This is a genomic window from Pseudomonas sp. HMSC057H01, from assembly GCF_001836405.1.
Lineage (GTDB): Bacteria > Pseudomonadota > Gammaproteobacteria > Pseudomonadales > Pseudomonadaceae > Pseudomonas > Pseudomonas aeruginosa.
Window position 1 is genome coordinate 50,251 of record NZ_KV828459.1, and the last position, 17,545, is coordinate 67,795.

A 17,545-nucleotide genomic window follows, 5' to 3' on the forward strand; every position below is an offset into this window, starting at 1 on the left:
CGGGGTGGACCTGAAGCAGGCCGGCGACAAGGTGGTGGTGATCGAGGTGAACGACAACCCGAACATCGACTGCGGGGTGGAGGATGTCTACCTCGGCGACGACCTCTACAAGCTGGTCCTGGAGGAGTTCGTCCGGCGCCTGGAAGTCAAGCGTCGCGGCTACGACTGATAAGACGATTTCGGCATTGGCGATATAAACAAAGATTCACTTTCGCGCGTCAAAAAATTGCTAGATTTTCCTTTCAGAGCGCCAGCATGCCGTTTTTATGACGGTTCAAAGAATTGGCGCCGCAAAGGAGCACACATGTTAGATGCATCGAACCTCCGCCGTCTGCTGGTGGTGGACCCGTGCGACGATTGCCGGCGCCTGTTGCCGGGCCTTCGCGAGGCGGGTTGGGCAGTGGACAGCTGCGCGCTGGAAACGGCGCGCGAACGCGCTTGCGACGTCGGTCTGCTGCGCCTGCGGCCGTTCCACCTGGAGCGGCCGGAGACGGTGAAGGACCTGATCAGCCGCAGCGGCACCGAGTGGATCGCCGTGCTCAGCCCGGACACCTTGCCGCTGAATGGCGTCGGCGATTTCGTCTGCGAATGGTTCTTCGACTTCCATACCTTGCCGTTCGACATGGCGCGGGTGCAGGTGACCCTCGGCCGCGCCTTCGGCATGGCCCGCCTGCGCGGGCGCGGCACGGTGCCCGGCGATGCCGAGGGCGAGCACGAACTGCTCGGCGAGAGCCTGGCCGTACGCGACCTGCGCCGGCTGCTGGCGAAGCTGGCACCGACCGACTCGCCGGTACTGATCCGGGGCGAGAGCGGCACCGGCAAGGAACTGGTCGCGCGTACCCTGCACCGGCAGTCGCGGCGCGTGGACAAGCCGTTCGTCGCGATCAACTGCGGGGCGATTCCCGAGCACCTGATCCAGTCCGAGCTGTTCGGCCACGAGAAGGGCGCCTTCACCGGCGCGCACCAGCGCAAGGTCGGACGGATCGAGGCGGCCGACGGCGGCACCCTGTTCCTCGACGAGATCGGCGACCTGCCGCTGGAGTTGCAGGCCAACCTGTTGCGCTTTCTCCAGGAACAGCAGATCGAGCGGGTCGGCGGTAGCCGGCCGGTCGAGGTGGACGTGCGGGTGCTGGCGGCGACCCATGTCGACCTGGAGGCGGCGATCGACGCCGGGACGTTCCGCGAGGACCTCTACTACCGGCTCAACGTCCTGCAGGTCGGCACCGCGCCGTTGCGCGAACGGAGCGAGGACCTGCCGCTGCTGGCCAATCATTTCTCCCGGCTCTACAGCCTGGAGACCGGCCGCCGCCCGCGCCGCTTCAGCGAGGACGCGCTGGCGGCGATGGCGATGCACGCCTGGCCGGGCAACGTCCGCGAACTGGCCAACCGGGTGCGTCGCGGGTTGGTCCTGGCAGAGGGAAAGCAGATCGAGGCCCAGGACCTCGGCCTGGAATGCGCGCGCGGCGACGGCCCGCCGTTGTCCAGCCTGGAGGTCTACAAGCTCTGCGCCGAGCGCCAGGCGATGTGCGACGCGCTGGCCCGCTACGGCGACAACCTCAGCGTGGCCGCGCGGATGCTCGGGGTGTCGCGGCCGACCTTCTACCGCCTGTTGCACAAGCACCGGTTGCGCTGAGCGGGCGGCGGGAGATCTGCCGGCCAAGCAAAATATCCTGCGTTTCCCAGCCGTAGCGAACTAGAATCCAACCGATCCCGACCGGTTCGCGACAGTTGCTCGTGGTGATTGACAGAATCTGTCAGATCGACGCATATTCACCTAACGCAAACGTTTGCGTCTGGATAATCTCCTGGAAAAGCCTCAATACAACGATAAGAAAAGCTGGAGGATACACCATGAAGCGGGTCGCTTCCCGGCGCCTGTTGGCTGCCGTTGTGCTGACTGCCTGTTCCTCGTTCCTGCCCCTGTCCGCCGTCCACGCGGAAACTCCCGAGAAGCCCAGGATCGCGCTGGTGATGAAGTCGCTGGCGAACGAGTTCTTCCTGACCATGGAGGACGGCGCCAAGGCCTACCAGAAGGAGCATGCCGACCGGTTCGAACTGGTTTCCAACGGCATCAAGGACGAGACCGATACCTCCAGCCAGATCCGCATCGTCGAGCAGATGATCGTTTCCGGGGTCGACGCACTGGTGATCGCGCCGGCCGATTCCAAGGCGCTGGTGCCGGTGGTGAAGAAAGCGCTGGACGCCGGCATCGTGGTGGTCAACATCGACAACCGCTTCGACCCGCAGGTGCTGCAGGCGAAGAAGATCGGCGTGCCCTTCGTCGGTCCCGACAACCGCAAGGGCGCGCGGCTGGTCGGCGAGTACCTGGCGAAGCGACTGAAGGCCGGTGACGAGGTCGGCATCATCGAAGGGGTCTCCACGACCACCAATGCCCAGCAGCGCACCGCCGGCTTCAAGGATGCGATGGACGCGGCGGGGATGAAGATCGTCTCCTTGCAGTCGGGCAACTGGGAAATCGAGAAGGGCAACGCGGTGGCTTCGGCGATGCTCAACGAGCATCCGGACCTCAAGGCGCTGCTCGCCGGCAACGACAGCATGGCCCTCGGCGCGGTATCGGCGGTGCGCGCGGCGGGCCGCGCCGGGCAGGTGAAGGTGGTCGGCTACGACAATATCCAGGCGATCAAGCCGATGCTCCAGGATGGCCGGGTGCTGGCTACTGCCGACCAGTTCGCCGCGAAGCAGGCGGTGTTCGGTATCCAGACCGCGCTCAAGCTGCTTGCTGGGCAAGCCCCGGAACATGAGAAGGACGGCGTGGTCGAGACGCCTGTCGAGTTGGTGACCGCGCCCTGAGCCGTCCGATGGAGCCTTCCCATGTCTAGCGACGCATTGCCGCTGCTGAGCATCCGCGGGGTCGGCAAGACCTACGCGCAGCCGGTGCTGGCGGAGATCGACCTGCAACTGTTCGGCGGCGAGGTGCTGGCCCTGACCGGCGAGAACGGCGCCGGCAAGAGCACCCTGTCGAAGATCGTCGGCGGCCTGGAACGTCCCGGCGCCGGCAGCCTGGAGCTCCTCGGCCGGCCTTACGCCCCCGCTAGCCGCCGCGAGGCCGAGGCGCTGGGCGTGCGCATGGTGATGCAGGAACTGAACCTGCTGCCGACCCTGTCGGTGGCGGAGAACCTGTTCCTCCACGACCTGCCCCGGCGCGCCGGCTGGATCGACCGTCGGCGCCTGCGCGCGGCGGCCCGCGAGGCGATGGCCCAGGTCGGCCTGGAGGCGATCGATCCCGACACGCTGGTCGGCGACCTCGGTATCGGCCACCAGCAGATGGTCGAGATCGCCCGCAACCTGATCGGCGACTGCCGCTTGCTGATCCTCGACGAACCCACGGCGATGCTTACCGCGCGCGAAGTGGACATGCTCTTCGAGCAGGTCGAGCGGCTGCGCGAACGCGGCGTGGCGATCGTCTACATCTCCCATCGACTGGAGGAACTGGCGCGGATTTCGCAGCGCATCGCGGTGTTGCGCGATGGCCGCCTGGTCTGCGTCGAGCCGATCGAGCGCTACGACGCCGACCAACTGGTGACCCTGATGGTCGGCCGCGAGCTGGGCGAGCGCTTCGACCTGGGCCCACGGCAGACCGGTGCGCCGCTGCTGCGGGTGGAGCGGTTGAGCCGGCGCGGCAAGGTGCATGAGGTGTCGTTCGAGGTGCGCGCGGGGGAGATCTTCGGCATTTCCGGACTGATCGGCTCCGGGCGCACCGAATTGTTGCGCCTGATCTACGGCGCCGACCGCGCCGACGGTGGGCAGGTCCTGCTCGGCGATCCGCCGCAGCGCCTGAGCCTGCGTTCGCCGGCCGACTCGGTGCGCCAGGGGGTGGCGCTGATCACCGAGGACCGCAAGGGCGAGGGCCTGCTGCTGGACCAGTCGATCAGCGCCAACCTGGCCCTGGGCAACCTGCCGGCGCTGGCGCGCCACGGGGTGATCGACCGGCGCCGCGAGGAAGCCCTGGCGCGGCGCCAGGTGGAGGCGCTGCGGGTGCGCTGCGCGGACACCGCGCAGGCGGTGGGCGAACTGTCCGGCGGCAACCAGCAGAAGGTGGTGATCGGCCGCTGGCTGGAACGCGACTGCCAGGTGCTGCTGTTCGACGAGCCGACCCGGGGCATCGACGTCGGCGCCAAGTTCGACATCTATGCCTTGCTCGCCGAACTGACCCGCCGGGGCAAGGCGCTGGTGGTGGTGTCCAGCGACCTGCGCGAGCTGATGCTGATCTGCGATCGCATCGGCGTGCTCTCGGCGGGACGTATGGTGGACACCTTCGAGCGCGATGCCTGGACCCAGGACGCGCTGCTGGCGGCGGCCTTCGCCGGTTACAAGAAACGCGACGCGCTGCTGGCGACGTCGTGAATACGCAACGCAAGGAACCAGAAATGAGCGACCCGACGTCTTCCGCTACCGCCGCCGCAGCGCCAACCCTGCGACGCGGCAACTATTTCGGCCTGGGCACCTACCTCGGCCTGGCCGGCGCGCTGCTGGCGATGATCGCGCTGTTCTCGGCGCTGAGCAGCCACTTCCTCAGCTATGGCACCTTCCTCGCCATCGCCAACCAGATCCCCGACCTGGTGGTGCTGGCGGTGGGCATGACCTTCATCCTGATCGTCGGCGGCATCGATCTCTCGGTAGGTTCGGTGCTGGCCCTGGCGGCCTCGGCGGTAAGCCTGGCGACGCTCGGCTGGGGCTGGGGCGTGCTGCCGGCGGCGATGCTCGGGATGGCCTGCGCGACCCTGGCCGGCTGCGTCACCGGTTCGATCACGGTGGCCTGGCGGATTCCCTCGTTCATCGTGTCCCTCGGGGTGCTGGAGATGGCCCGTGGGCTGGCCTACCAGATGACCGACTCGCGCACGGCCTATATCGGCGACGCCTATGCCTGGCTGTCCAATCCGCTGGCGTTCGGCATCTCGCCGGCCTTCGTGATCGCCCTGCTGGTGATGTTCGCCGCCCAGGCGGTGCTCACCCGCACGGTGTTCGGCCGCTACCTGATCGGCATCGGCACCAACGAAGAAGCGGTGCGATTGGCCGGTGTGAACCCGAAACCCTATAAGATTGCAGTATTCGCCCTGATGGGGCTGCTCGCCGGGTTGGCCGCGCTGTTCCAGATCTCGCGTCTGGAAGCGGCCGATCCCAACGCCGGGGTCGGCCTGGAACTCCAGGTCATCGCCGCGGTGGTGATCGGCGGCACCAGCCTGATGGGCGGGCGAGGTTCGGTGGTCAGCACCTTCTTCGGCGTGCTGATCATTTCCGTATTGGCGGCGGGGCTGGCGCAGATCGGTGCGTCGGAGCCGACCAAACGAATCATTACCGGGGCGGTGATCGTGGTAGCGGTGGTGCTGGATACCTACCGCAGCCATCGCGCCCGCAGACAGGGCTGAACGATGGCGACAATGAAGGACGTGGCGGCGATGGCGGGGGTTTCCTTCACCACCGTATCGCATGTGGTGAACAGGACGCGGCCGGTCAGCGACGCGGTGCGCAAGAAGGTCGAGGACGCCATCGCGCAGCTGCACTACGTGCCCAGCGCGGTGGCGCGCTCGCTGAAGGTGCGCACCACCTCGATCATCGGCCTGCTGGTGCCGAACAGCACCAACCCGTATTTCGCCGAGCTGTCGCGGGGCATCGAGGATTGCTGCGAGCGCAACGGCTACTGCGTGATCCTCTGCAACTCCGACGACAACCCGCAGAAGCAGGCCAACTACCTGCGCGTGCTCCAGGAGAAACGCATCGACGGCCTGGTCCTGGCGTCCGCCGGCGGCGACGGCGCGCTGGCCAAGGGGCTGGCGAACATGCGCACGCCGACCGTGATCGTCGACCGCGAGGTGGAAGGCGTGGAAGCCGACCGGGTGCAGATCGACCATGAGATGGGCGCCTACCTGGCGACCCGCCACCTGCTCGAACTGGGCCATCGCGACATCGCCTGCATCGGCGGGCCGCTGTCGACCAAGGTCTCGACGCTGCGGGTCGAGGGCTACCGGCGGGCGATGGCCAAGGCCGGCCTGGAGGTGCGCCCGCAGTGGCTGCTGGAAAGCGAGTTCAGCAGCCCCGGCGGCTACCACGCGGCGCTCGGCCTGCTGGGCGGCGAGGGCGAGCGACCGACGGCGATCGTCGCCGGCAACGACATGATCGGCATCGGCGTGCTGCGCGCCGCGGCCGAGCTGAATATCAGGGTGCCGCACGAACTGTCGGTGATCGGCTTCGACGATATCGAGCTGAGCCGCTTCGTGTTTCCCGCCTTGACCACCGTGGGCCAGTCGATCCGCCTGCTCGGCGAGATCGCCGCGCAACTGCTGCTGCAACGCATCGCCGAGCGCGAGGAGCCGATGCAGCGGCGGGTGGTGGCGCCGGCGCTGATCCTGCGCGAATCCACCGCGCCGCCGCTGGTGCGGGTCTGAACCGGGCGCCGGGGGCGCCCTCGCTAGAGAGAGGCTGGAACAAGGACGCAACGATGCAAGCGAAAGTACTGGTGGTGGGCAGCCTGAACATGGACCTGGTAGTGCGCGCGCCGCGCCTGCCACGGGGCGGCGAGACCCTCGCCGGGCAGTCCTTCACCACCATTCCCGGCGGCAAGGGCGCCAACCAGGCGGTCGCCGCGGCGCGTCTCGGCGCTGGGGTGGCGATGATCGGCTGCCTTGGCGACGATGCCTACGGCGACCAGTTGTACCGCGCGCTGCAGGCCGAGGGCATCGACTGCCAGGGCGTCGAGCGGGTGGCCGGGGAGTCCAGCGGGGTGGCGCTGATCGTGGTCGACGACAGCAGCCAGAACGCCATCGTCATCGTCGCCGGCGGCAACGGCCACCTGTCGCCGGCCGTGCTGGCGCGCCACGAACACTTGCTGGAGCAGGCGCAGGTGGTGGTCTGCCAGTTGGAAAGCCCGCTGGAGACGGTTGGCCATGTGCTGCGCCGGGCCCATGCGCTGGGCAAGACGGTGATCCTCAACCCGGCGCCGGCCACCCGCGACGTGCCGGCGGACTGGCTGCCGCTGGTGGACTACCTGGTCCCCAACGAGACCGAAAGCGAACTGCTCTGCCGCCTGCCGGTGGACTCCCTGGAGAGCGCCGGACGTGCCGCCGAGCGCCTGCGCGAAATGGGCGCCGGCAGGGTGATCGTCACCCTCGGCGCCCAGGGCGCCCTGCTGGTGGGCGAGGGGCGGGTCGAGCATTTCCCGGTGGCGCGGGTCAAGGCGCTGGATACCACGGCGGCCGGCGACACCTTCGTCGGTGGCTTCGCCGCGGCCCTTGCGCGCGGCCTCGACGAGGCGGCGGCGATCCGCTTCGGCCAGGCCGCCGCGGCGATCTCGGTGACCCGCCTCGGCGCGCAGACCTCGATCCCCTCGCGCGAGGAAGTCGAGCGGGCGCTCGCTGGCGAGGCTTGAGAGGGACGGTGCCGTTGCTACCGGCGGATAACGCCTGCGGCGTTATCCGCCCTGCGCAGCTAGGCGAGGATCGCTCCCAGGCTCACGCATCCCTTCGAGGGGTAAGGCATGCCCAGGCTCGAACGGTGGCCCCTCAGAAGTAGTAGGGGAATTTCACGCCGAAGGTGAAGTCCGGCGCGTCCGGAGTGATGCCGATGGACAGGCTGGGCACGATGCTGAACCTGTTGCTCACCGCATAGGTCATGCCCAGGCCGAAGTAGCCGGCGTTGGCGTCGCTGCCGCTGACGGTCTGCCAGCTTTGGCCGTCCTGCTTGACCTTGCTCTTCTGGCTGATCAGTTCGGAGAAGGAGAACGACATGCTCATCTTCTCGTTCAGCGCGAAGGCCACGCCGACGCCGAGTTGGAACCAGTTGCCGAGCTTGACCTTGCCGCCGGTCTTCACGCCTTGCTGCGGGTTGATGTCGTCGAACGACTCTTCGAAGTTGTAGGTATACGACAGGCTGCCGAACAGCACCGCCGGGTCCACCGTCTTCACCAGCGAGATGCCCGGGGTGATCGACCAGACGCCGTTGCCGGTGGGCAGGTCGTCGGGCACGTTGAGGTTGTTGTTGCCCGGTACCTGCTTCAGCTTGATGCCGTAGGGATCCTTGCCGGTGGGCGCCTTGACCCGCAGGCTGACCACCGCGTCCGGGGTGCTCTCGCTTTCGTCGAGGAACTTGTAGGCGACGCCGAAGCTGACGTCGCCTAGGCGTGGGTCGCCGGTCACCGATTTCTCGGTGATCTGCGAGGTCGAGCCGCCGGCGCCGGCGGACTGGTAGGTCGATTCGCGATAGACCACCGGGGCGTTGATATCCACCTGCCAGCGCTGGTTCCAGTTGTAGCGGCCGGTCAGGTCGAGGGTCCAGATGTCGGCATCGATCTGGTCCACGCCGATGTTGCCGAGGAAGATCGAGTCCAGCGCCAGGAAGCCGTTGAGGAACAACTGGCGGGTGTCGTAGTGGCTGTAGGTGAGGCCGGTCTCCAGGCTGAAGGTGCCGCCGCCGAAGAAGCCGCTGGCGTCCTGGTAGATGTTTTCCACGCTGGGCGCGGGCGCGCCATCGTCCTTGAGGCTGGCGCCGTAGGTGCCGGCGACCGCGTTGGCGTCGTTGCGCGCCTGCGCCGGCGGCTGGATCGACTTGACCAGGCGTTGCGGCTGCGGCGCCTGGGGTTGCGCCTCGACCTGGCGCACGCGCTGTTCGAGGACCATCAGGGCGTTCTGCTGGGCCTCGTAGCGTTGGCGCAGCTCCAGGAGTTCCTTCTTCAGCGCCTCGACCTCGGACTCCGTCGCGGCCTGCGCCAGGAACGGGGAAACCAGGGTGGTGGCGCAGAGGACAGCTCGCAGCGAGAGTGTCTGGGTCATGTTTGCCGTTCCGTTTTTATGGCCTTCCGATAGCACAGTGATTTCAGACTAGATCAACTTTCAGTAGCCGCTGGGGCGCAGCGCGCGCAATTGCTCCCAGGCGCAATTCAGTGCCGGATCGGCGCCCGGCCGGTCCTTGAGCATCACCTCGAGCGCCGCCAGGTTCTGCACCAGGTTGCGGTTTCCGCTGAGCGCCACGCTCTGCACCAGGCCGCCGGCGCCGAGGCTTTGCAGGCTGGCGCCCTGGCCGCTGGCCTGGATCGCCAGTTGCAGGGCGCCGCCGTTCGGCGTGACCTTCACCGTCCCGGCCTCGCCGCTGAGGGCGAGCGCACCTTCCAGCGGCGTGCCGCCCGGCAGTGGCGGCGGCGCCTCGCCGTGGCGGACCTCGATGCTGACGCCATTGCTGGCGCTGTTGTGGTCGCCGGCGGTGCGGATGCTCTGGCTGACCCCCTGGGTCTGCGCCAGTCCGGCGCCGCCGAGGACCTGGCCGTTGCCGGCGACGGGTGGCGGGGCGTCGCCTGGCCGATCGACCAGGGTGACGTTGAGGACCGGGCGCGCCAGGTTCTGCCGCACCTGCAGGTCGACGCGTGCGCCGAGGACCTGGCCGCTGGCGTTCTGCCAGGTGCTGCTCATGGTCACCCCGAAGCTGACGATCCGCCCCGGCAGCACGTAGCGCCCGCGCAACTGGGAAAGCTCCTGGTCGCTCAGTTCGGCGGGGGCGAAGAGGTCGCTGGCGGGGGCGGGCAGCGCAGCGCCCAGGCAGCAGGCGAGGACGAAGCAGTGGTGCGGGTACATGGCGTGCTCCCGGAGCATCCGGCTCCTGCGATCAGAAGAAATCGCTCTGGATGAAGCCGAACTCCATCAGTTCGGCGTCCCTGACCGGTTTGAAGCGGTCCAGGCGATTGCGCGCGGTCAGCGGTTCGGGCGGCGTCAGCAGCGGATTGCCGCGGTCGTATCCCTGGCCGATCACGGCGAAGACGATGCCGTTCCAGCCCTTGGCGAACTCTGTCAGCGCGTAGCGTTTGTGCCCCAGCGCCGGGTCACCCACGTACACGTACTCGCCCTGGGTGCGTTGCAGGACGACGAAGTGCTTGTAGCCGCGGATTTCCATCAGCACGATGGCGGGGATCTTCAGTTGTTCCAGTTGCGCCGCCTCGATCCGGTAGCCGCGCGCGCGCATGCCCATGGATTCGACGTAGCGCTTCATGTCGAGCATGGAGAAGCCCTGGGTGCGGACGATCTCCGGGTCGGCGTGGGCGAGCATGCCCTGGATCACCGCCTGCTCGTCGAGCGGGGCGCCGTAGGCCTTCTCCAGGATGGTCGCGAGGGCCGCGGCGCCGCAGCTGAAATCGGTCTTCTGCTCGACCAGGTCGGCGAAGCGCCGCTCGCGGATGCTCTGCACCTGCTTGTAGACCAGGCCGCCGCCGGGCAGGGCGGGAAAGCCGAGGGTCGCCGCCTGGGCGGTGAGGTCGACGAGCAGCAGCAGGGAAAGGATGAGCGTGCGCATGGCCGATTCCTGTGTCGGATGGAAAAGGGTTCCGGCTGGCGCCGGAACCCCTGGGCCAGGATCAGAAGCCAAGGCTCTCGCCACCGGCCGGGCAACTGCTGCAACCGGCGGCGATGGACAGGGAGTTGCTCTGCTGGTTGCCGCCACCGGCGGCGATGTTCACCCCGACGTTGCCCGAGACGTTCTGCAACGAGTTGCTCAGGCTGGCGTTGTTGGTGACCGGGGTCTTGAAGCCGACGATCGCCGGGATGAAGCCGGATACCGTGCCTTTCAGGTCGACGTCGCCCTTTTCCTTGAAGGCGAACGCGCCGCCGTCGTGGTTCAGGTCCTTGGCGCCCTGGGCCTGGCTGTCCACGTCGATGTGGCCGGTATTGCTGCCGCCCGGATGGGTCTGGCCTTCCCAGGTGTCGAGGTAGACGTTGCCGATCTGGTCGGAGGTGCCCTTGTAGCTGCCGTCGGCGTTCAGCTTCAGCGACACGTAGGTGCCGCCATAGGCGTAGTTGGCGCTGTTGACGGTGGTGTTGCCGGTGGAGGTCTGCGACGCGGCGCTACCGGCAGTGCTGTACTGGCCGTTGGAGACGGCGGCGGCCAGGTCGTTCTTCTGCTGGTTGAAGTTGCCGGCGGCGACGTTCACGCCCAGGTTGCCCGAGACGTTGTTGGCCGAGTTGCTCAGCGATGCGGTGTTGGGGTTGGAGTAGTTGTTCAGCGTATTGCCGTAGCCGCTCTGCAGCACGCTGGTGCTGGCGGTCGCGGTGCCGAACACGAAGCTGGCGTCGGCGCTGGCCAGCGCGGCGGCGTTGGCCTGCTGGTTGTTGTCGCCGGCGGCGACGTTGACCCCGACGTTGCCCGAGGCATCCTTGATCGAGCCGCTCACCGAGGCATTGTTCACCGTGCCGAAGTTGCTGACCTTGTTGTTGTAGTTCTGCTGCGTATCCACCACCAGGGCCGTGGCTCCGCCCTTGTTGTTCGACTGCGGGTTGGGTTTCGGCGGGTGCCAGCCACCTTCGTTTCCGGCGTAGGCCGATACCGACAGCACTGCAGCCATTGCCAGGGCCAGCGGGGTCAGGACCATAGTCGCTTTCATGGCGTTTCTCCTTGCATTTCTGTGCTTAGTGTTGGGCTTGTGTTGGCTTGGCAGAGTCATTCCATGACCCTGACGCTGAGGGTGTTCATCGACTGATTGCCCACCCCAGCGCTCTGGTTCACCTGCACCACGCCGCTGCTCCCGGCGAAGGCGCGATCGTCCGTCGAGACGCTGCGTCCTCCCGGGACCGGAGTGGCCGAACCGGAGACTTTGGTCAGCGCCACGCTTTGCGCGAGAACGCTGTCATCCAGGCTTTCCGGGCCGTTGCTGACGCTCAGCCGGAAGGCGTTGATCTGTTGGTTGCCGAGGCCGGCGCCCTGGTTGACGCCGAGGATGCCGCTGCCGCGCAGCGCCGCCCCCGAGATGCTGGCGCTGGCCGCGATCGGCTGGCTGGCGTCGAGTTGCAGATGCTGGCGCTGGTCGCTGCCGACGAGGGCCGCGGAGCCGACCGCGACGACACGAACGTTGCTCTGTTGCTGGGCGTCGCCGGCGGCCTGGTTGAGGGCGAAGTTGCCGCGGTAGGTGCCGCTGGCATCGATGCTGGCGCGATTGCGTGAGGCCAGCGGGTCGGCCTGGAGCGACGCGATACAGGCGAAGGCGAGGAGGAGGGCGGACAGGCGCTTCATTGACCACCCCCGAGCATCTGCAGCGGCGCCAGGCCCTGCTTGAGGCTGCCGTTGATCTGCCCGGCGAGGCCGGCGCCGGCGCCGCCTCCCGCGCCGTGGGTGGTGCCGAGGTTGCCGACGGCCTGGACCGTCGCCGGGTTCGCCGGCTGGTTGGCGAAACCCGGCAGGGCGCCGCCGGGGAGAATCATGCTGCGAATCCCGGAACCGCTGGTCACGATGGCGAAGTCGGCATCGCCCAGTTCGCGGCTCACGGTATTGCCGCTGGCAGCCCCGTTGGCGAGGGCGTTGACCTCGGCGGAGACGTTGGTGTCGACGACGGTGGGATGTGGGTCGGGCACCATGCTCGGACGGTAGGCGACCCGTGGCTGGACCTGGCGCTGGACGACGATCGTGCCGTCCGCCGCATGCGCGGGCGGGAGGTTCGCCGGCACGGAGCCGACGATGACCAGCAGCGCTGGAACGACGATGCGTAGCGAACTCCCCGACATGATGGCGCTTCCTTCGTTGGCGCTGAGCCCTAATCAGCGTTGGCAGGGAGCGAGCATGGGGCGTGCCGGTTTTGCGCTTTCCTTGTCCATCAAGGACTTGGCCGTGAGTGCCGGGGGAACCTGGCGGACAGTGTTGCATCCGTGCAACAGCAGGCCCGCCAACCAGGGGGCGAAGCCTGCCGGGGACGCGCCTGGAGCTGTTTCAGCGCCGAGACAGCTTTCCGCGGTGCCGTCGCGAAACGCTCTGCGCCAAGGGCCGGACCGCGCTGGCGGTGTATCGGCGGCGTGACAGGGCCGGCCCGTCAGCCGTCCCGGAGCAGCCCTTGCACTGCGGCGAAAGCCTGGCGCCGGCGCTCGGCCCAGTCGCCGGCGATGGCGCGGTAGGGCTGCCGATGCCGCTCCAGCCAGGCATGGCATTCGCGATGGAATGCCTGGCGCTGCGCCAGTTCCGGCTGGCAGCGCTGGCCGTCGGCGATCCAGGCTACGCCCTCCGGCGAGAGCAGCAGGTGCAGGTCGTAGCGCCGCCGCAGCAGGGCGGGTTCGAGCCAGTCCGGGCAGGCGCCGAAGAGAATCCGGCTCCAGAGGATGTTGCTCAGCAGGTGGGTATCGAGGATCAGCAGCGCCGGCCGCTCCGCGCGGGCGGCATCCTCCCAGGCCAGTTGCCCGCGGGCGATGGCGGGGATGTCGGCGTAGCAGGTGTCGCGGCGCTGTTCGTCGATGAAGTGGCGGACGTACTCGCCGACCACCCGGCCGCCGAAGCGGGCCTGGAGCTGCTCCGCAAGCCAGCTCTTGCCGCTGGATTCGGGCCCGGTGAGTACCAGCACCTTCATGCGGCGACGCCCTCGCGTAATGCCGGGTCGCGGCGCCAGGTCCGCCAGCCGTGGATCGCCAGCAGGGTGAAGAGGGCGTAGAGGGCGGCGGTCAGGTACAGCGCCTTGCTGGCGAAGAGCGCCACGAACAGCACGTCCACGGCGATCCACAGGGCCCAGCATTCCAGGCGCTTCTGCGCCATCCAGCATTGCGCCACCAGGCTGAAGGCGGTCAATCCGGCGTCCCACCAGGGACTGGCGGCATCGGTGTGGTTGGCCATCAGGTAACCGAGCGCGACGCTGCCGACCAGGCCCGCACCGAGCCCGTAGAGGCGCTGCGCGGCGTTCAGGCGGCTCACCGAGCGGCCGTCGTGGTCCTGCCCGCCGCGGGTCCACTGCCACCAGCCATAGAGCTGTAGCGCCGCGTAGACCATTTGCAGGAGCATGTCCGAATAAAGCTTCACCTCGAAGAATATCCAGGCGTAGAGCGCCACCATCACCAGTCCGATGGGCCAGCACCAGGGATTCTGGCGGACGGTCAGGTAGACGGCGATGGCGCCGAGCGAAGCGGCGAAGAGTTCAAGGGGTGACACGGAAGGCCCTCATGCGACGAGGACGCATTGTAGCGAATGTATCCGGCGCTTCGCGAAGGCCTGGGAAAAAGGGGGGCGCGGACGGATTCGTTCGGACGCCGGCCGGCAACAATTCCAAGATTCTTTGCCGGCCGCTCTGGTAGCATGCCCGCCGGTTTCGACTTCGGCAGTGGGGGAACTGGTCGGGTTCTTCGGAGTCGTAAGGCCTTCATAAAAGACGGCAAGTGTATCGCCGAGAACAACGAAAGCTCGTTCGGGACAGTAGTAGAAGGGGGAGAAACATGGAGTGGTGGACTGCTTTCCAGGCGTTCATCCTGGGCGTCGTGGAAGGGCTGACCGAGTTCCTGCCGATTTCCAGCACCGGGCACCAGATCATCGTCGCCGACCTCATCGGCTTCGGCGGCGAACGCGCCAAGGCGTTCAACATCATCATCCAGCTGGCGGCGATCCTCGCTGTCGTCTGGGAGTTTCGTGGAAAGATCTTTCAAGTCGTCCGTGACCTGCCGAGCCAGCGCCAGGCCCAGCGTTTCACCGCCAACCTGCTGATCGCGTTCTTCCCGGCGGTAGTCCTCGGCGTCCTGTTCGCCGACCTGATCCACGAGTGGCTGTTCAATCCGATCACCGTCGCCCTGGCGCTGGTGGTGGGCGGGGTGGTCATGCTCTGGGCCGAGCGCCGGAAGCATGTGATCCACGCCGAACACGTCGACGACATGACCTGGAAGGACGCCCTGAAGATCGGCTGTGCCCAGTGCCTGGCGATGGTCCCCGGCACCTCGCGGTCCGGCGCGACCATCATCGGCGGCCTGCTGTTCGGCCTTTCGCGCAAGGCGGCCACCGAGTTCTCGTTCTTCCTGGCGATGCCGACCATGGTCGGCGCCGCGGTCTATTCCGGCTACAAGTACCGCGACCTGTTCCGCCCCGAAGACCTGCCGGTGTTCGCCGTCGGCTTCGTCACCTCGTTCGTCTTCGCCATGGTGGCGGTGCGTGCCTTGCTGAAGTTCATCGGCAACCACAGCTACGCGGCTTTCGCCTGGTATCGGATCGCCTTCGGGCTGCTGATCCTGGCGACCTGGCAATTCCACCTGATCGACTGGAGCACCGCCGGCGAAATGTGAGGCCCGGGAACCAGGTAAAAGGCGCGGCGCGAGCCGCGTTTTTTTTCGCCTGGCCGCCGCGGGTGGCTAGAATGCAGCGCGAAACGGGTAGCGAGCGAGTGGATATGGAAAAGCCGGGCATGATCAGCCGCTGGTACGACGACAAGGGCTTCGGCTTCATCCTGCCGAAGACCGGCGGGGAAGAAGTCTTCCTGCATATCTCCGCGTTCCGCGGTGACCGCCGTCCCCGCCAGGGCGACCAGGTGTGGTTCCTCGCCAGCCAGGACGCCCAGGGCCGCCTGCGCGCCGAGAGGGCGCGGCTGGACGCGCTGACCCTCGACCCGCCGACTGTCCGCCGTGGCGCCCAGGCGCCGGTGACGCGGGCCCAGGCACGGCCGGCGCCGACTCCGCCGAGCGCGTTGCAGCGCCCGTTGGCGAAGCTGCTGGTCCTGCTGATCCTCTGCGTGCTGCCGGCCGCCGGCGCCTGGCGGATGTACCTGGACGGACAGGCCCTCTGGCCGCTGCTGGCCTATCCGCTGGCCAGCCTGCTCGCATTCGCCCTCTACTGGCAGGACAAGCGCAGCGCCGCACGCGGCGACTGGCGTACCCCGGAGGTCCGCCTGCACCTGTTCGAGCTGCTTGGCGGCTGGCCTGGCGCGCTGGTCGCGCAGCAGGCGTTCCGCCACAAGACCCGCAAGCTCTCGTTCCAACTGGTGTTCTGGGGCATCGTCCTGCTGCACCAGCTGTTCTGGCTCGACAGCCTGCTCGGCGGGCGCCTGTCCGCCGCGCTGTTGCAGTGGATCGGCTGAACGGCGCGGCTCACTCGCGGGCGCGGCGGTAGGCCGGGCCGGTCTCGCCCGAGGGGCGTTGCAGGGCTTCCACGAGAAAGTCGATCAAAGCACGGATCGCCGGAATCTGGCTGCTGCGCGGCAGGTAGGCGGCCTGCATGGTGCTTTTCGGCAAGGTCCACTGCGGCAGGATGCGCACCAGGCTGCCATCGGCCAGTTCCCTGTCGCAGTAGCCTTCGGGCAGCAGGGTGACGCCGAGGCCGGCCACGGCGGCTTTCTTGCGCAGGACGAAGTCGTCGACGCCCAGGCGCGGTTCGCGTTCCAACTGGTAGCGGCTGCCATCCGGCCCGATCAGGGTCGCGTGGACCTTGCGGTCGTTATGGATAGCGCCGAGGAAGGGCAGGTCCTCGAGGTCTTCCGGATGTTCCAGGCGATGCCCGGCGATCAGCGACGGGGCGGCGAGGATCTGCGTGGTCGCCGGAGCCAGGCGCCGGCAGACCAGCGCAGGGTCCTCGTCGCCGAGTTCGCGCACGCGCAGTGCCACGTCCACCCCCTCGTTGAGCAGGTCGACCCGGCGGTTGGTCAGGAGGATTTCCAGCTGGACCTGCGGATGCCGTTCGAGAAACCGCGGCAACAGGTCGGCCAGGTTGCTCGAGGCCATGGCCACCGGTGCGGAAAGGCGCAGCCGGCCACGCGGCTCGACGCTCAGCTCGGCGATCACCTGTTCGGCCATCTCCGCTTCCAGCAGCAGGTTGCGGCAGTGCTGCAGATAGCGTTCGCCGACCTCCGTGAGCGCCAGCTTGCGTGTCGTGCGGTGCAGCAGGCGCACCTGAAGGCGCTCCTCCAGCTCGGCGATGCGCCGCGACAGGCGCGACTTGGGAATCCCCGTCTCGCGTCCGGCCGCGGCGAAGCCGCCGCATTCCACCACCTTGGCGAAGTAGTAGAGGTCGTTGAGGTCGTGGGGCATGCAGGCGCTCCGCTGGGGGAAAAACAGATTGTCCTATGTGTGGGACGAATAGTCATGTTTCTACCGACTAATCGTCGATTGGCCTTGCCGGTAGGATGCAAACCACTCGATCGCCACACTGCGATCCCCCACTTTCAGGAGCGAGACATGAAACTTTTGCATATCGATTCCAGCATCCTCGGCGACGCCTCCGCTTCCCGCCAACTGAGCGCCGAGCTGGTCCAGGCCTGGCGGCAGAACGAAGACGGGCTTGACGTCACCTACCGCGACCTGGCCGCCGACGCGGTGGCGCATTTCTCCGCCCTGACCCTGGCCGCCGGCAGCACCCCGGCGGAGCTGCGCGATGCCGCGCTGAAGCATGAAGTCGCGGTGGGTGAAGAAGTGCTGGAAGAGTTCCTCGCCGCCGACGTCGTGGTCATCGGCGCGCCGATGTACAACTTCACCATCTCCAGCCAGCTCAAGGCCTGGATCGATCGCATCGCGGTCGCCGGCAAGACCTTCCGCTACACCGAGAACGGCCCGGTTGGCCTGGCCGGCGACAAGAAGGTGGTGATCGTTTCCACCGCCGGTGGCGTGCATGCCGGCCAGCCGACCGGCGCGGCCCACGAAGGCTACCTGCGCACCGTGCTGGGCTTCTTCGGCATCACCGATATCGAAGTGGTTCGCGCCGAAGGCCTGGCCTATGGCGAGGAGCCCCGCGCCCAGGCCATCGCCGCCGCCCGCCGGCAGATCGCCGGGCAGTTCGCCGCGGCCTGATCCCCGCGTCATCGGAAAACCCCGCTTCGGCGGGGTTTTCGCGTTGTGCG

General features: G+C 67.6%; 18 protein-coding genes and 1 pseudogene. 10 read left to right on the forward strand and 9 right to left on the reverse strand.

The window, feature by feature from the left end; genetic code table 11:
* The 7 genes and pseudogenes from HMPREF2581_RS32955 to rbsK all read left to right on the forward strand — a co-directional run.
* Positions 1–169: pseudogene (locus HMPREF2581_RS32955) on the forward strand (RimK family alpha-L-glutamate ligase); the annotation flags it as partial.
* A 135-nt stretch (positions 170–304) separates the two neighbouring features.
* Positions 305–1,633, forward strand: a complete 1,329-nt coding sequence (locus HMPREF2581_RS12935) for a sigma-54 dependent transcriptional regulator (RefSeq protein ID WP_003139790.1) — start codon at positions 305–307, stop codon at positions 1,631–1,633.
* Between the two features lie 218 nt (positions 1,634–1,851).
* Positions 1,852–2,811: a sugar ABC transporter substrate-binding protein gene (locus tag HMPREF2581_RS12940; RefSeq protein ID WP_003139787.1), complete on the forward strand. Its 960-nt coding sequence runs from the start codon at positions 1,852–1,854 to the stop codon at positions 2,809–2,811.
* Between the two features lie 21 nt (positions 2,812–2,832).
* Positions 2,833–4,365 (forward strand): sugar ABC transporter ATP-binding protein, encoded by a 1,533-nt coding sequence (locus HMPREF2581_RS12945; protein WP_003119159.1) that lies wholly within the window; start codon positions 2,833–2,835, stop codon positions 4,363–4,365.
* Positions 4,366–4,388: 23 nt separating this feature from the next.
* Positions 4,389–5,387 carry an ABC transporter permease gene (locus tag HMPREF2581_RS12950; RefSeq protein ID WP_003088303.1) on the forward strand — a complete coding sequence of 333 codons (999 nt, stop codon included), beginning with the start codon at positions 4,389–4,391 and terminating at the stop codon, positions 5,385–5,387.
* A 3-nt stretch (positions 5,388–5,390) separates the two neighbouring features.
* Positions 5,391–6,404, forward strand: a complete 1,014-nt coding sequence (locus HMPREF2581_RS12955) for a LacI family DNA-binding transcriptional regulator (RefSeq protein WP_003139784.1) — start codon at positions 5,391–5,393, stop codon at positions 6,402–6,404.
* 53 nt (positions 6,405–6,457) lie between these two features.
* Positions 6,458–7,384, forward strand: coding sequence for a ribokinase (gene rbsK, locus HMPREF2581_RS12960; protein ID WP_003088307.1), 927 nt, complete (start codon positions 6,458–6,460; stop codon positions 7,382–7,384).
* Between the two features lie 133 nt (positions 7,385–7,517).
* Here the strand turns inward: rbsK and HMPREF2581_RS12965 are convergent, their stop codons facing one another.
* The 8 genes from HMPREF2581_RS12965 to pnuC form a co-directional block, all read right to left on the reverse strand.
* Entirely contained in the window at positions 7,518–8,783 is a 1,266-nt protein-coding gene (locus HMPREF2581_RS12965) for a transporter (RefSeq protein ID WP_003088309.1), read from the reverse strand.
* A 60-nt stretch (positions 8,784–8,843) separates the two neighbouring features.
* The gene (locus HMPREF2581_RS12970) at positions 8,844–9,596 is read right to left on the reverse strand and encodes a hypothetical protein (RefSeq protein ID WP_003139780.1); all 753 of its coding nucleotides are present in this window, start codon (positions 9,594–9,596) and stop codon (positions 8,844–8,846) included.
* Between the two features lie 13 nt (positions 9,597–9,609).
* The gene (locus HMPREF2581_RS12975) at positions 9,610–10,290 is read right to left on the reverse strand and encodes a C39 family peptidase (protein ID WP_003117395.1); all 681 of its coding nucleotides are present in this window, start codon (positions 10,288–10,290) and stop codon (positions 9,610–9,612) included.
* Between the two features lie 61 nt (positions 10,291–10,351).
* Entirely contained in the window at positions 10,352–11,374 is a 1,023-nt protein-coding gene (locus HMPREF2581_RS12980) for a hypothetical protein (RefSeq protein ID WP_003088317.1), read from the reverse strand.
* 56 nt (positions 11,375–11,430) lie between these two features.
* The gene (locus HMPREF2581_RS12985) at positions 11,431–12,000 is read right to left on the reverse strand and encodes a hypothetical protein (protein ID WP_003111321.1); all 570 of its coding nucleotides are present in this window, start codon (positions 11,998–12,000) and stop codon (positions 11,431–11,433) included.
* Complete coding sequence (locus HMPREF2581_RS12990) at positions 11,997–12,488, reverse strand: hypothetical protein (RefSeq protein ID WP_003117397.1); 492 nt, start codon at positions 12,486–12,488, stop codon at positions 11,997–11,999. The genes HMPREF2581_RS12985 and HMPREF2581_RS12990 overlap by 4 nt, the downstream gene beginning before the upstream one ends.
* Before the next feature lie 302 nt (positions 12,489–12,790).
* A complete protein-coding gene (locus HMPREF2581_RS12995; protein WP_003139778.1) occupies positions 12,791–13,318 on the reverse strand; it encodes an AAA family ATPase in 528 nt (175 codons plus the stop codon).
* A complete protein-coding gene (pnuC, locus tag HMPREF2581_RS13000) occupies positions 13,315–13,890 on the reverse strand; it encodes a nicotinamide riboside transporter PnuC (RefSeq protein WP_003088324.1) in 576 nt (191 codons plus the stop codon). Before pnuC ends, HMPREF2581_RS12995 begins: the two co-directional genes overlap by 4 nt.
* Before the next feature lie 281 nt (positions 13,891–14,171).
* On the opposite strand from pnuC, the gene HMPREF2581_RS13005 reads away from it, so the two are divergent.
* Both HMPREF2581_RS13005 and HMPREF2581_RS13010 read left to right on the forward strand, forming a co-directional pair.
* Positions 14,172–15,005 carry an undecaprenyl-diphosphate phosphatase gene (locus tag HMPREF2581_RS13005; RefSeq protein ID WP_003088326.1) on the forward strand — a complete coding sequence of 278 codons (834 nt, stop codon included), beginning with the start codon at positions 14,172–14,174 and terminating at the stop codon, positions 15,003–15,005.
* A 71-nt stretch (positions 15,006–15,076) separates the two neighbouring features.
* Entirely contained in the window at positions 15,077–15,793 is a 717-nt protein-coding gene (locus HMPREF2581_RS13010) for a DUF1294 domain-containing protein (protein WP_003132686.1), read from the forward strand.
* A 10-nt stretch (positions 15,794–15,803) separates the two neighbouring features.
* On the opposite strand, the gene HMPREF2581_RS13015 is transcribed toward HMPREF2581_RS13010, so the two are convergent.
* A complete protein-coding gene (locus HMPREF2581_RS13015; protein ID WP_003139777.1) occupies positions 15,804–16,739 on the reverse strand; it encodes a LysR substrate-binding domain-containing protein in 936 nt (311 codons plus the stop codon).
* A 147-nt stretch (positions 16,740–16,886) separates the two neighbouring features.
* Here HMPREF2581_RS13015 and azoR2 point away from each other — a divergent pair, with 147 nt between their 5' ends.
* Positions 16,887–17,495, forward strand: coding sequence for an FMN-dependent NADH-azoreductase AzoR2 (gene azoR2 / locus HMPREF2581_RS13020; protein ID WP_003088332.1), 609 nt, complete (start codon positions 16,887–16,889; stop codon positions 17,493–17,495).
* Positions 17,496–17,545 lie beyond the last annotated feature (50 nt).

Bases quoted from the DNA above. Each gene is read 5' to 3' on its own strand.
- HMPREF2581_RS12935 (WP_003139790.1), top strand. From the start codon at position 305: ATGTTAGATGCATCGAACCTCCGCCGTCTGCTGGTGGTGGACCCGTGC.
- HMPREF2581_RS12940 (WP_003139787.1), top strand. From the start codon at position 1,852: ATGAAGCGGGTCGCTTCCCGGCGCCTGTTGGCTGCCGTTGTGCTGACT.
- HMPREF2581_RS12945 (WP_003119159.1), top strand. From the start codon at position 2,833: ATGTCTAGCGACGCATTGCCGCTGCTGAGCATCCGCGGGGTCGGCAAG.
- HMPREF2581_RS12950 (WP_003088303.1), top strand. From the start codon at position 4,389: ATGAGCGACCCGACGTCTTCCGCTACCGCCGCCGCAGCGCCAACCCTG.
- HMPREF2581_RS12955 (WP_003139784.1), top strand. From the start codon at position 5,391: ATGGCGACAATGAAGGACGTGGCGGCGATGGCGGGGGTTTCCTTCACC.
- rbsK (WP_003088307.1), top strand. From the start codon at position 6,458: ATGCAAGCGAAAGTACTGGTGGTGGGCAGCCTGAACATGGACCTGGTA.
- HMPREF2581_RS12965 (WP_003088309.1), bottom strand. From the start codon at position 8,783: ATGACCCAGACACTCTCGCTGCGAGCTGTCCTCTGCGCCACCACCCTG.
- HMPREF2581_RS12970 (WP_003139780.1), bottom strand. From the start codon at position 9,596: ATGCTCCGGGAGCACGCCATGTACCCGCACCACTGCTTCGTCCTCGCC.
- HMPREF2581_RS12975 (WP_003117395.1), bottom strand. From the start codon at position 10,290: ATGCGCACGCTCATCCTTTCCCTGCTGCTGCTCGTCGACCTCACCGCC.
- HMPREF2581_RS12980 (WP_003088317.1), bottom strand. From the start codon at position 11,374: ATGAAAGCGACTATGGTCCTGACCCCGCTGGCCCTGGCAATGGCTGCA.
- HMPREF2581_RS12985 (WP_003111321.1), bottom strand. From the start codon at position 12,000: ATGAAGCGCCTGTCCGCCCTCCTCCTCGCCTTCGCCTGTATCGCGTCG.
- HMPREF2581_RS12990 (WP_003117397.1), bottom strand. From the start codon at position 12,488: ATGTCGGGGAGTTCGCTACGCATCGTCGTTCCAGCGCTGCTGGTCATC.
- HMPREF2581_RS12995 (WP_003139778.1), bottom strand. From the start codon at position 13,318: ATGAAGGTGCTGGTACTCACCGGGCCCGAATCCAGCGGCAAGAGCTGG.
- HMPREF2581_RS13005 (WP_003088326.1), top strand. From the start codon at position 14,172: ATGGAGTGGTGGACTGCTTTCCAGGCGTTCATCCTGGGCGTCGTGGAA.
- HMPREF2581_RS13010 (WP_003132686.1), top strand. From the start codon at position 15,077: ATGCAGCGCGAAACGGGTAGCGAGCGAGTGGATATGGAAAAGCCGGGC.
- HMPREF2581_RS13015 (WP_003139777.1), bottom strand. From the start codon at position 16,739: ATGCCCCACGACCTCAACGACCTCTACTACTTCGCCAAGGTGGTGGAA.
- azoR2 (WP_003088332.1), top strand. From the start codon at position 16,887: ATGAAACTTTTGCATATCGATTCCAGCATCCTCGGCGACGCCTCCGCT.